This is a genomic window from Planktotalea sp. (assembly GCF_018607965.1).
Taxonomy (GTDB): Bacteria; Pseudomonadota; Alphaproteobacteria; order Rhodobacterales; family Rhodobacteraceae; genus Planktotalea.
This window is the reverse complement of record NZ_JABBAM010000153.1, coordinates 1-12,529: the sequence shown is the minus strand read 5'-3', so window position 1 is coordinate 12,529 and position 12,529 is coordinate 1. Positions and strand designations below refer to the sequence as shown.

Annotated in this window: 12 protein-coding genes; 7 read left to right on the top strand and 5 right to left on the bottom strand. The window is 53.2% G+C overall.

Annotated elements, in window-relative coordinates:
* Positions 1-59 precede the first annotated feature (59 nt).
* Entirely contained in the window at positions 60-851 is a 792-nt protein-coding gene (locus QZ279_RS13500; protein ID WP_293451729.1) for an alpha/beta hydrolase, read from the bottom strand.
* 79 nt (positions 852-930) lie between these two features.
* Positions 931-2,304, bottom strand: a complete 1,374-nt coding sequence (locus QZ279_RS13495) for a M20/M25/M40 family metallo-hydrolase (protein WP_293451727.1) — start codon at positions 2,302-2,304, stop codon at positions 931-933.
* 232 nt (positions 2,305-2,536) lie between these two features.
* Between QZ279_RS13495 and hemA the strand changes: the two genes are divergently transcribed.
* The 5 genes from hemA (at position 2,537) to QZ279_RS13470 (ending at position 8,065) form a co-directional block, all read left to right on the top strand.
* The gene (gene hemA, locus QZ279_RS13490) at positions 2,537-3,760 is read left to right on the top strand and encodes a 5-aminolevulinate synthase (RefSeq protein WP_293451731.1); all 1,224 of its coding nucleotides are present in this window, start codon (positions 2,537-2,539) and stop codon (positions 3,758-3,760) included.
* A gap of 116 nt (positions 3,761-3,876) precedes the next feature.
* Complete coding sequence (locus QZ279_RS13485) at positions 3,877-5,121, top strand: helix-turn-helix domain-containing protein (RefSeq protein WP_293451725.1); 1,245 nt, start codon at positions 3,877-3,879, stop codon at positions 5,119-5,121.
* A gap of 91 nt (positions 5,122-5,212) precedes the next feature.
* A complete protein-coding gene (gene ispG / locus QZ279_RS13480) occupies positions 5,213-6,346 on the top strand; it encodes a flavodoxin-dependent (E)-4-hydroxy-3-methylbut-2-enyl-diphosphate synthase (RefSeq protein WP_293451723.1) in 1,134 nt (377 codons plus the stop codon).
* Positions 6,347-6,368: 22 nt separating this feature from the next.
* On the top strand, positions 6,369-7,529 hold the full coding sequence (locus tag QZ279_RS13475; protein ID WP_293451721.1) for a DNA cytosine methyltransferase: 1,161 nt from the start codon (positions 6,369-6,371) through the stop codon (positions 7,527-7,529).
* Positions 7,526-8,065: a GIY-YIG nuclease family protein gene (locus QZ279_RS13470; RefSeq protein WP_293451719.1), complete on the top strand. Its 540-nt coding sequence runs from the start codon at positions 7,526-7,528 to the stop codon at positions 8,063-8,065. The genes QZ279_RS13475 and QZ279_RS13470 overlap by 4 nt, the downstream gene beginning before the upstream one ends.
* A gap of 9 nt (positions 8,066-8,074) precedes the next feature.
* Here the strand turns inward: QZ279_RS13470 and QZ279_RS13465 are convergent, their stop codons facing one another.
* Positions 8,075-8,821, bottom strand: a complete 747-nt coding sequence (locus QZ279_RS13465) for a DsbA family protein (RefSeq protein ID WP_293451717.1) — start codon at positions 8,819-8,821, stop codon at positions 8,075-8,077.
* An 18-nt stretch (positions 8,822-8,839) separates the two neighbouring features.
* On the bottom strand, positions 8,840-10,144 hold the full coding sequence (locus tag QZ279_RS13460) for a M48 family metalloprotease (protein ID WP_293451715.1): 1,305 nt from the start codon (positions 10,142-10,144) through the stop codon (positions 8,840-8,842).
* Positions 10,145-10,201: 57 nt separating this feature from the next.
* On the opposite strand from QZ279_RS13460, the gene QZ279_RS13455 reads away from it, so the two are divergent.
* Positions 10,202-11,347 (top strand): aminotransferase class I/II-fold pyridoxal phosphate-dependent enzyme, encoded by a 1,146-nt coding sequence (locus tag QZ279_RS13455; protein ID WP_293451713.1) that lies wholly within the window; start codon positions 10,202-10,204, stop codon positions 11,345-11,347.
* A gap of 57 nt (positions 11,348-11,404) precedes the next feature.
* On the opposite strand, the gene xth is transcribed toward QZ279_RS13455, so the two are convergent.
* Complete coding sequence (gene xth / locus QZ279_RS13450; RefSeq protein ID WP_293451711.1) at positions 11,405-12,184, bottom strand: exodeoxyribonuclease III; 780 nt, start codon at positions 12,182-12,184, stop codon at positions 11,405-11,407.
* 170 nt (positions 12,185-12,354) lie between these two features.
* On the opposite strand from xth, the gene QZ279_RS13445 reads away from it, so the two are divergent.
* Positions 12,355-12,507 (top strand): hypothetical protein, encoded by a 153-nt coding sequence (locus QZ279_RS13445; RefSeq protein WP_293451709.1) that lies wholly within the window; start codon positions 12,355-12,357, stop codon positions 12,505-12,507.
* The last annotated feature ends 22 nt before the right edge of the window (positions 12,508-12,529 follow it).

Sequence of the window (12,529 nt, the reverse complement as noted above, 5' to 3'; positions counted from 1 at the left end):
ACCGGCCTGTCACGCCGGGGGTCGCGGGTTCGAGTCCCGTCAACCGCGCCACTTTCATTTTATGTATTTGAATTGGAGTCCAAAAACGCGCGCAGCTTTGACAGCGTTTGGTCAGGGTAGTGATCTGAAAAGAAGTGTCCGCCAGGCAGGCCATGGGCTTGGAACGTGTTGATCTTGTCGCCCCAAACTTTGCGCATGTCATAGGCCTTGTCCATCATGCCGCCCTTAGCGAATAACACCAAAGCAGGGCATGTGACGCGTGCATCCAGATCTGTGGCATCTTGTTCAAAATCTAGTGTCGCGCCCGCGCGGTAGTCGTCACACATTGCCCAGATGTTGTCAGGGTCGCGCCAAGAGGCTTTGTAGTGTTCCAAGGCTGCAGGATCGAAGTCAGGTTCAGTTCCTGTGCCCCAGCCCGTTAGGCAGGACATGTAGTAGGCATCGGGATCATGAGCGATCATTCTTTCAGGCAAGGGTTCTGCCTTGGCGAGAAAAAACCAGTGGTAATAGCCCAAAGCGACTTCGCGACTAAGATTTGCAAACAGGGTATGTGTTGGAACAATATCCATTAAGGTCAGCGTCTTGAAACGTGCGCCCGCATTCAAAGCAAGGCGATGGGAAACGCGTGCACCGCGATCATGGCCAACAAGATGCGCGCTTTCGATTTTAAGGTGATCCATCAGCGCAAGGATGTCCTTGCCCATTTCGCGAAAATTATAATGGCCAACACCTTTGAGTTTGGCCGAGGCACCATAGCCGCGCAGATCTGGACATATCACACGAAAATCTTGCGCCAGTGAGGGCGCAATTCCATGCCACATAGCGCGCGTTTGCGGGAAGCTATGCAGCATTACGGCGTGCCACGGCCCGCCTCAGCGTAGGCGATGGGGCCAACAGCCCCCTCCAGAACAGCGTCCTGAAAACCCTTTATCATGCAGATAGCGCTGCCAAGATACGCGCCCACGACCGTGTGCCTTTGTGAAAGCTTTGCATGTCGTATTTTTCATTTGGTGAATGGATCTGGTCATCGTCCTTGCCAAAGCCAATCAACATTGCATCCACACCGAGGATGTCCTTGAAATGACCCGCAATAGGGATCGATCCGCCACAGCCAATGTAGGATGCAGGACGGGGCCATTCATCGCTAAGCGCTTTGCGCGCTTTTTCGAACATTGGATCGCTGACCGACATCTGGCTAGCTTTTGATCCTTTGCCGAGCGGGAATTCGACGGTGTAATCTTCTGGCAGACAACTTTGCACGTACTCTGCAAATGCTGCATGAATTGCGTCTGGGTCTTGATCGCCTACTAGCCGGAAGCTGATTTTCGCACCCGCCTCAGCGGGAAGGACGGTTTTGAATCCGTCACCGGCATATCCGCCCCAAATCCCGTTCACATCACAGGTCGGGCGTGACCAGATCATTTCCAAGGGTGTGCGATCGTGCTCACCCGCAGGAACGCTAAGGCCCACGTCGCCCAAGAATGTGGTGTGATCGAAGGCAAGGTTCTGCCACTGTGCGCGAATTTCATCAGCAAGTTCGGGAACACCGTCATAAAAGCCGGGCAGGGTGATACGACCTGTGGCATCGTGCAGGCCCGTGATAATCTTGCTCAGCAAGCGAATAGGGTTCATCGCAATGCCGCCGTACATGCCGGAGTGCAGGTCACGATTTGGGCCTTTGATGATGAGTTCTTCGGCAACAAGACCGCGCAACATTGTCGTAATTGCAGGAACGGAACTTTCAAAAAGGCCTGTGTCACAGATGAGTGCAATATCAGTGGTCAGCTCTTTCGCGTTCTCTACCATGAAGGGGACCAAAGACGGTGAACCGCTTTCTTCTTCGCCCTCAAAGAAAAACGTAATTTTGCACGGCAGTTTGCCATGGATCTCTTTCCAAGCACGGCACGCTTCAATGAAGGTCATCAGCTGACCTTTGTCATCAGATGCGCCACGACCCCGAATAACTTGGCCGTTCTCGGTGTCCTCGACCTGTGGTTCAAACGGCGGCATATCCCAAAGATCCAAGGGATCAACGGGTTGCACATCGTAATGCCCGTAAAACAGCACATGCGGCCCGTCGCCGTCGACATGACCAACGACCATGGGATGGCCCGTTGTTACGCGCTTTGAGGCGTCGGCACCCAAGTTTCTAAGGTCTGCAACCAACCAATCGGCGGCATCATCGCAATCGCGTTTGAACGCAGGGTCCGTCGAAATCGACGGGATCCGCAGCAGATTGAGCAAACGCTCCGTAGCTTCGGGCAGGTTTTCATCGATTTTCGCGAGGACGGCATCAAGTGACATAGGGATCAAATCCGATTGTGAGAGAGGTCTGAGGACACGCTATCATTCTCTGCGTGACTGTCCAGAAGACGGTCTGTTTCCAAATGGGGGTTTCAGTGAAACCGCTGGATTTAGAATTTTTGTAGACTGCGACATGTGGCGCATGGCAAACGCATTGCCTCATGAAATTGGACGCTATATATATTCGTGAAATTGAATGCTGCTACTGCACGGTACAAACAGGAGACGTCGCTTGGACTACACGGCTCAGCTCGACGCAAGTTTGCAAAACCTTCATTCTGAAGGAAGATATCGCACGTTTATTGATATCGAACGCAAGAACGGTAATTTTCCGCATGCAACATGGCGCAAACAAGATGGGTCGGAACAGCCGATTACTGTTTGGTGTGGAAATGACTACCTTGGTATGGGGCAGAACCCAGTTGTTCTTGCAGCGATGCACGAAGCGATTGATGCGACGGGCGCGGGATCTGGCGGAACACGCAATATTTCCGGCACGACGGTCTATCACAAGCGGCTTGAGGCCGAATTGGCTGATTTGCATGGCAAAGAGGCGGCACTGCTGTTCACTTCTGCTTATATTGCCAACGATGCGACGCTTTCCACGCTGCCTAAATTGTTCCCGGGTTTGATCATTTATTCGGATGCTTTGAACCATGCGTCCATGATTGAAGGTGTGCGCCGCAATGGTGGGGCAAAGCGCATTTTCCGGCATAACGACGTAGCGCATTTGCGTGAGTTGTTGGAAGCCGATGTTACGAATGCACCCAAGCTGATTGCTTTCGAATCTATTTATTCGATGGATGGTGACTTTAGCCTGATCGAGGCACTGTGTGACCTTGCTGATGAGTTCGGAGCACTGACCTATATTGACGAAGTCCACGCCGTTGGATTGTACGGACCGCGCGGGGCAGGGGTTGCCGAGCGCGATCGCCTGATGCACCGGATTGATATCATCAATGGCACCTTGGCAAAGGCTTACGGCGTCATGGGCGGCTATATTGCCGCGTCTTATAAAATGTGTGATGCGATCCGATCCTACGCCCCTGGGTTTATCTTTACAACGTCCTTGGCCCCCGCTGTAGCTGCGGGTGCGGCGGCGTCAGTAGCGTTTCTAAAGCGCGCACCTGAATTGCGCGAACAACACCAAGCACAGGCAAAAGCCCTTAAATTAAGGCTAAAGGGACTGGGTTTGCCGATCATTGATCACGGCAGTCACATTGTTCCAGTGATGGTAGGCGACCCCGTCCACACCAAAAAACTCTCCGACATGTTGCTTGAAGATTTTGGAATTTATGCCCAGCCAATCAATTTCCCAACAGTTCCGCGCGGAACTGAGCGGCTTCGTTTCACGCCGTCGCCGGTTCATGGTCCCGATGAAATGGACAAGCTGGTTCAAGCCATGGACGCACTTTGGTCCCATTGTGCGCTGAATCGTGCCGAATTAACGGGTTAACCTGAAAATGGTGCAGAATCAGTTGCGCTGTGCTAGAGATGATAAGGCGATATCTCGAATCGAACTTGTGGATAAGTTGTGGACGAGGCAGTGGCAGTTAAGATGGGGCAGGTCGTATGATCGGGCGCAGAAAATCGCGCAAGTTGGAAGAAGTTGACGTCGCTCCTAAGGGATTCGACGACTACGATCTGCAACTTGGTGATATTATGCGAGGAGAGCGTGCGACGCTTGGTAAATCCCTGCTCGACGTTCAGCGCGAATTGAAAATCAAAGCGTCCTATATTTCTGCAATCGAAAACGCTGACCCAGATGTCTTTGAAACACCAGGCTTTATCGCTGGCTATGTGCGTTCGTATGCGCGCTACCTTGGCATGGACCCAGAGCGTACTTTTGACGTTTTCTGTAAAGAAAGCGGATTTTCGACGGCGCACGGTATGTCCGACGCAGCCTCGTCTATCAAAAAATCCCGCGCTGCTGAGATTATTGCCACTTCTGCGAAAGGCCGCGATCCGTTCGCGCAGCCGAGCACACCTTTCATTCCGACAAACGACGCCTTTATGTCGCGTGTTGAGCCTGGCGCAATTGGATCAACCTTGGTCCTTGTCGCACTGCTGGGTGCTATTGGTTTTGGCGGTTGGACTGTTTTGAACGAAGTTCAGCAAGTGCGTGTTACGCCAGTTGATGAAACACCCGTTGTTCTAACAGACCTCGATCCCATTTCGCGCGCGACGGCTCCTTTGGCAGATATTGGTGGGGGAGAACTTGGTTCGGTAACGGCCGGACGTGTTACGCCTGCGCAAAACGGATTGGATCGTTTGTATCGCCCCAAAGCACTGGATACGCCGGTTCTTGTTGCGCGTGATGCCCCTATTTCGATGATCAATCCACAAAACATGGGTTCATTTGCACCTGAACAGTCTGCAGCCAATTCTGAACAAGAACAACCTGTTCTTTTGGCGGATGGTACGGTGCAAGTGCCTGCGCAGATCGGTGTTGTTCCGCAAGTGGTTGAGCAAATTCCGGGTCAAGTTCAACTTGTCGCCGTGCGCCCTGCTTGGGTGCGCGTCAGCGCTGCGGACGGAACCTCTGTTTTTGAGGGAATTTTGAACGCGGGTGATAGTTATTCAATTCCCATGACCGAAGATGCTGCGACATTGCGCGTTGGCGAATCTGGTGCGATCTATTTCGCGGTGAATGGTCAGCACTTTGGTCCAGCGGGCCCACGTGGGCAGGTGACGTCTAAAGTAGCGCTGACTGCGGATGCTTTGACGCAAAAGTACGAAGTTGCAGATTTGACGGCTGACCAAGACCTTGCGCGTGTTGTTGCTGAAGTGCAGGGCCTTGTCCTTCCAACCGAATAACCTCGCCGAACAGCAGTCCCCGACATTGCCCAAAAGAGCACAGCACATTATGTAGGGTGTAACACTTTGCACATGCAAAAAGGGAAACCCTATGTCGCTGAACCACATCCGCCCTTGGAAGAACATTTATCGCCGCAAATCGCGCCAAATCATGGTGGGCAATGTTCCAGTTGGTGGCGATGCACCGATTGCTGTGCAAACGATGACGAATACCGATACTTCGGATGTGGCGGCAACGGTCGCGCAGGTACAGGCGGCGGCGGAAGCGGGTGCGGATATCGTGCGTGTTTCAACACCTGATCAATCCTCGACAATTGCACTGAAGGAAATCGTGCGTGAAAGTACGGTGCCGATCGTCGCTGACATTCATTTCCACTACAAACGTGCGATTGAAGCGGCTGAGGCGGGTGCTGCGTGTTTGCGGATCAATCCGGGTAACATCGGCGACGAGCAACGTGTCAAAGACGTCATCCAAGCCGCAAAAGATCACGGTTGTTCCATTCGGATTGGTGTGAACGCGGGGTCCTTGGAAAAGCACTTGCTGGAAAAATACGGCGAACCTTGTCCTGACGCGATGGTCGAAAGTGGCCTGGAGCATATCCGTATTTTGCAGGAAAACGATTTTCACGAATTCAAGATCAGTTGTAAAGCGTCTGACGTATTCATGTCCGCCGCAGCTTATCAACAACTTGCCGAAGCAACCGACGCGCCGATCCACCTCGGGATCACAGAAGCAGGCGGCTTGATGAGCGGCACAATCAAATCGTCAATTGGTCTTGGCAATTTGCTTTGGATGGGGATTGGCGACACGGTCCGTGTTTCGCTATCCGCGGATCCTGTCGAAGAGGTGAAGGTCGGTTTTGAAATCCTTAAATCCCTTGGGCTACGCCACCGGGGTGTGAACATTATTTCCTGCCCGTCTTGTGCGCGCCAAGGGTTTGATGTCATCAAAACCGTTGAAACGCTTGAAAAGCGGCTCGAACATATCAAAACCCCGATGAGCCTGTCGATCATTGGGTGCGTTGTGAATGGACCGGGCGAAGCCTTGATGACTGACGTTGGTTTCACAGGCGGCGGGGCTGGCGCGGGCATGGTGTACCTCGCGGGGAAGCAAAGCCACAAGCTAAGCAATGATCAAATGGTCGAACATATTGTTGAGCAGGTCGAAGCCCGCGCTGCGGTGATCGACGCTGAAATGGCTGCTGCTGAACAAGCGGCTGAATAGCTGCCCTGACTAGGTCGCTTGAATGACATTTGATCCCAAAGTACGACCCAAGTTCGCTGAGTTCTTTGCGGGTGGTGGCATGGTGCACGCGGCACTTGGCGCAGGGTGGGACTGTGCATTGTCAAACGACATAGACCCGATGAAATGCGCTGTGTACCGCGACAACTGGGGCGGCAGTCATTTGATCGAAGCGGATGTTGCCGATGTCGATCCCAGCCGCTTGCATCAATCGCTTGATCTGATCTGGGCCTCTAGCCCGTGTCAGGACTTCAGTTTGGCGGGCAAGGGCAAGGGCCTGAAAGGTCTGCGCAGCGGTGTGTTCTATCATTGGATGAAGCTGCTTAGCCAAAGCGTAAAAGCAGGGTTTTCACCGCCGATTATTGCGTTCGAAAATGTCACAGGTTTGATGACGCGCGCGGGCGGTCACGATTTTACACATGTTCTCAATTCCTTAGCCGCACTTGGCTATCGCGTTGGAGCTTTGGAAATTGACGCGCGCCATTTCGTCCCCCAAAGCCGTCCACGGCTGTTTGTAATTGCTCTGCGCAGAGACCTGTCGATCGAGGGTCTTAGCGTGAGCGCGCCAACAGGCCTCTTTCACACCGAAAAACTGCGCCGCTATGTGAACACTGCGATGGTCGATCTAAAGAGCGATTTTATCTGGTGGGCCCATGACGCACCTGCGCAAAGCGAGATCAGCATCAGCGATATCGTGGATCGCGCGCCGGATACGAAATGGTTCGATGACACACAAGTTGACGCACTTTTGGGCATGATGTCAGACCCAAGTGCGGCACGGATCGCCCATGCACGTCGTACAGGCAAACGCGAGATAGGCTTGCTGTACAAGAGGGGACGCCCTGATGAAAACGGCAACACCCGACAACGCGCTGAAGTCCGTTTTGATGGCATCGCAGGATGTCTGCGCACGCCCGGGGGGGGATCGTCGCGCCAAACGATCATGTTCGTGAAGGGTAATTCAGTGAAGGCGCGGTTGTTGTCGAGCAAAGAAGCCAGCCGTTTGATGGGCTTGCCTGAAAAATACAAAATGCCCAAGCATTATAACAGTGCCTACAAGGTGGCAGGTGACGGCGTTGTTGTGCCGATTGTCAGCTACCTAGATACGCAATTGTTCCAGCCCATGTTGGAACGCTCCAAGCCAGCCACAGTTGCCGTCGCATGAGCGATGCACAAGGATTTCGCAAAGTGGCGCTCGCGGATCTAAGCGATGATATTGGGGTCTATGCACTGTGTGATTTGGACGGTGTGCCGATTTATGTGGGCCAATCCGTCGATGGCATTCGCTCGCGCGTGCGCCGCCACCTGACCTCTGCGCGCTCTGATATTATTGCGAACCGCCAAGTGGATGTTTGGGAAATCGCCTATGTCTGGGCGTGGCCTGTGCGCGATCAGGCTGACATCGAACCGCTTGAAGCAGCGCTCTTTCAACGCTTTGACGCGCAAAAACCGCTGATGAACGGGAAGGTGTTGCCGCAACCCGCCACAGATATTGCCGAGCCTGAAAAACAAATCATCCAAGTGATTGAAGAGGGCGAACGCGTACGCCGCCTGCGCCCCGATCAACGCCTTGAGCGTCAAATCCGCCAATATGGTATCCTTGTGGACTACATTTTGACCGTAAAAAGCGCGCCCCATTTAAAGCGCGCGCTTGATGCGCATTTCGAACGCCTCGTGAGCTATCACAAGACGTTCTTGTAAGGGTTGCGTTTAGCCGCGCTCTTCGCCGATGATCTGCTTCATTGCGTCTAGTGGCACATATCCACGCACCAATTGACCACCCATCACAAATGTTGGCGTGCCACGCACATTCAAACGCTGTGCTAGCTCGCGTGTTTGTGCGATTTCTTTGGTGACATCATCACTGCCCATATGTGCAATGATCGCAACGCCGTCCAGACCAAGGCTATCCGCCAAACGCGTGAGTGCCCTTTCCGATGGATCGCCACCAAAGGTGATCATTGCATCATGGACGGATTTATAGGCTTCATCACCCGCAATCTGCTTGGTCGCGACCGTGAAACGGGACGAGGCGGTTGAGGCCTCCCCTAGGATCGGGAATTCTTTGACGATCAGCTTGATGTTGCCATCGTTCTTTAAAAGGGCAGCAACTTCGTCATGCGCTTTGCGGCAATATCCGCAGCGATAATCAAGGAATTCAACAACCGTGATGTCACCCTCGGGATTGCCACCGACCCAAGAATATCCATCATTGAAAATTGCCTCTGCGTTTGTCGACACGAGAGCCAGATCATCTTGTGCAGCTTGATCGGCCTGCTGCGTTTCCATCTGTTGAACAGAGTCCATGATAACCTGCGGGTTTGCCATCAAATAGGCGCGCACTTCGGCACTGAATGCTGCACGTTCCGCATCTGTCATTGCGGACACATCAAAGGCGTGAACTGGCGCAGACAGGGCGGCTACAATCAAGCTGGTGGTCGCTAAAAGACGTTTCATCACATGGCTCTCCCAAAATTATTTGTTCAATCGTTGTGCAGCACTGAGCACATCCTGCGCCCTTTGCCAAGGTCCAGAGCCCGTAGGCAATCGACCTGCAGCGCGTTTGGCATGCAGTTCAGCATCCTTAAACCGCCCATTCAAAGCGTAACGCTCCGCGGTTGCCAAAGACGCCATCGCAGGCTGTCCCGTTTGGGCATAAGCACTGCCTAAATCAAGCAGCGCAGATGGATCGCGAAAGTCTCGGGTTCGCGCATTTTCCAAGACCTTAAGCGCTGATTTGGGTTGACCGGCGGCCAGCAGCGCACGTCCGTACCCACTTAGGATCAGTGAATTGTTAGGCGCTAGTTTCGCAGCGCGCGCATAGGCGTTCACCGCAGCCCCGTATTGGCGACCCTCTAGCAAAATTTGACCAAGCAGTTCGTGATAATATGGATCTTTAGGGCGCGATTTTAGCAGGCTCTGCATCACGCCAGTAGCCTTTGACGTTTGCGCACGGCGATGGTGCGCAACGGCTTGCATCATCAGTTTAACGTCCGCAAGCGGGACATTTTTTGCACGGCGAAGCGTGCTTTTCGGGACTTGCTGAAAACCCCATAACTTACCCTTTGCGCGTTCAAACCAATAGTTGCTTTTCGCGCTGTAGGGCGTGTCACCACCGTAGGCCGACACATAGGCTTCCATCGCGCGTACGCGGTCGCGCGTGAAGGGGTGTGAGCGCGCATAGGGATCTTGGCGGGCTTCGGACAAAACATCCTGACCTTTGAAAATGTCATGAACCTCAATTGCACCGCGCGTGGAAATTCCGGCAGCTGCAAGGTAGCGCACGGCTGATTGATCTGCTGAACTTTCCTCTGCGCGACTATGGCTTAGAAAACTGCGCTGCGCAGAGGACGCAACACCAACGGCAACCAATGCGCCCCCCTTAACACCGCTCGCAGTCGCTGCAGCTGCCAAAGCGATACCAAGACCGGTTATTGAATTACGCGTTCCAATTTGGGACATGCGCCGTGTAATATGTCCATTCGCAATATGCGCGGATTCGTGGGCAATAACCGATTGCAAGGCCTCCGCACTTTTCAATTTGGTGATCATACCCGTGTGGATGAAAATCGCGCGGTTGTTCACGACGAACGCATTGGGAATGCGGCTGTCGATCAGCAGGATCTTGACTTGGTTTGGGTTCAAACCGGCAGATTGTAGAATGGGACGCGCCAATTGTGAGAGCGCGTGTTCAATATCTGCATCCCGAATAAGGTTTTGCGCGCGCAGTGGCAGTGCCAAAAAACTAAGAATGACCAGTACACTGGCAACCAGACGCATTGACTGTCCTTCCAAATCACGGTGAAAGCGCTTGAGTGGATAGGATGGGAGAAGACGATGCGAGTTTCAAGGCGTGGAGCAGTTGATCCCTTTATTGTGATGGATGTGATGAAGGCCGCACGTGCGGCCGAAGATGCGGGCTGTCATATCATTCACATGGAAGTGGGCCAGCCGGGAACCTCAGCACCAGAAGGGGCGCGCCGCGCTGCAGCCAAGGCGATGGAGGAGGGGTCACTTGGGTATACGGTTGCTCTTGGCTTGCCTGACTTGCGTGCACGGATCGCGCAATTGTACGGCGAATGGTATGGCGTCGATCTTGATCCGAACCGCGTTATCGTAACGTCGGGATCATCTGCTGCGTTCCTTTTGGCATTCACGGCGCTCTTTGAAGCGGGGGATCGTGTCGTGATTGGTGCTCCGGGGTATCCAAGTTATCGCCAAATCCTCAAAGCGCTTAGTCTTGAACCTGTTTTGATCGAAGCGCGCGACGAGAACCGCCTTCAGCCCGTTGCGGATGATTTGATTGGTTTGAATGCCAAGGGTCTCATGGTGGCCTCACCAGCTAACCCAACGGGAACGATGTTGAACCACGCGTCCATGAGTGCACTTATTAATGCGGCGCTTGAGGCGGGCACATCGTTCATTTCCGATGAAATTTATCACGGCATCGAATACGAGGCCAAAGCGGTCACCGCGCTTGAAATCACCAATGAGGCCTATGTCATCAATTCGTTTTCAAAGTACTTTTCTATGACAGGGTGGCGCGTGGGCTGGATGGTTGTGCCCGAAAATCATGTACGTGTGATTGAACGCCTCGCACAAAACATGTTCATCTGCGCGCCGCATATTTCCCAAGTCACAGCACTTGCGGCGATGGACTGTCACGATGAATTGCAAGCCAACATGCAGGTCTACACCGCCAATCGCCAATTGATGATCGAGGGACTGCCAAAAGCTGGCCTTGGTGCCTTCGCCCCACCAGACGGTGCGTTCTACACCTATATTGATGTCAGCGCGCACACCAACGATAGCCGTGTATTTGCCGCTGAAATTTTGGAAAAAGCTGGTGTTGCCGTGACCCCGGGGCTCGATTTTGATAGCAAACGTGGCCACCAAACACTGCGCTTGTCTTATGCGCGCAGCACCAAAGATATCAAAGAGGGACTGGAACGCCTCCAGACCTTTATGAAAGCGCGAACGTAATCGCTTCATCTTTCCAAATAAACTTCGGGGGTCTGGGGGCTGGCCCCCACCGCAACGCTAGTTATCCAACTCAACCCAAACAGGCACATGATCAGACGGTTTTTCACCCGCGCGCACGTGCTTGTCGATCTGGCAGTCCAGCAAAATATCAGCAACCGCAGGGCTGAGCAGGAAGTGGTCAATCCGAATGCCATCGTCTTTGTTCCACGCACCCGCCTGATAATCCCAGAAACTATAATGCTCTGGCCCGTGCACGCGGGCGCGGAACGCTTCGGTCAATCCTAGGTTCAACAAACGCCGATAGGCTGCGCGGCTCTCAGGGCGCGCGAGCGCATCCTCTTGCCAAACCTCTGGGCGACGCGCGTCTTCATCTTGTGGGATAATGTTGTAGTCACCTGCCATAAGAAACGGCATTTCTTGCGCAAGCAATGCTTCTGCGCGCTTTTGCAAACGCTCCATCCACGCGAGTTTATAGTCGTACTTTGGTCCGGGTGCAGGGTTGCCGTTGGGCAGATACAGCCCGCAAATTCGAATTGCTTGCTTTCCAATGACAGTCGCCTCAATCCAGCGGGCTTGTTCGTCGCTATCGTCACCTGGCAAACCACGGGTTACATCTTCCAGAGGAAGTTTGGATAGGATCGCGACACCGTTGAAGGACTTTTGCCCGTGTGTTTCGACACTATATCCCATGTTCTCGAACACTTCGCGCGGGAAGCCTTCATCCACCGACTTGATCTCTTGCAACAAAGCAACATCGGGTTGCGCTTCTGTTAGCCAGTCTGGCAGGGCGGCGATGCGTGCTTTAACGCCATTGATGTTGAACGTTGCGATTTTCATGCTCTGCGCTCCTTGTGTTGAGGGTAGCTATCCTCACTTGCCCTCAACGTGCAAGCGTTCCCAAGTTGAGTGCATCGCGTATTTGAAGGTTTTTCTGCAACTTTTTCCCCCGTGTGTCGAAAAGTAGGTGGCATACAAAAGGGTAAATCCAGGGGGGGGAGGGAACCGTAATGTTAAAAATTTTCAATTTCTTTAAAACCAACATAGGCCAAGTTCAAACTGCGAACATGCGTCAAAGATTCGAAGCCGCGCAGGACGAAATGAACGCCGTACTTAGTACACTGAACGCGATGCCCGTTCTAGGGTCAGGACCCATTAACTGATTGAGCCTGTGGGGCTGATATG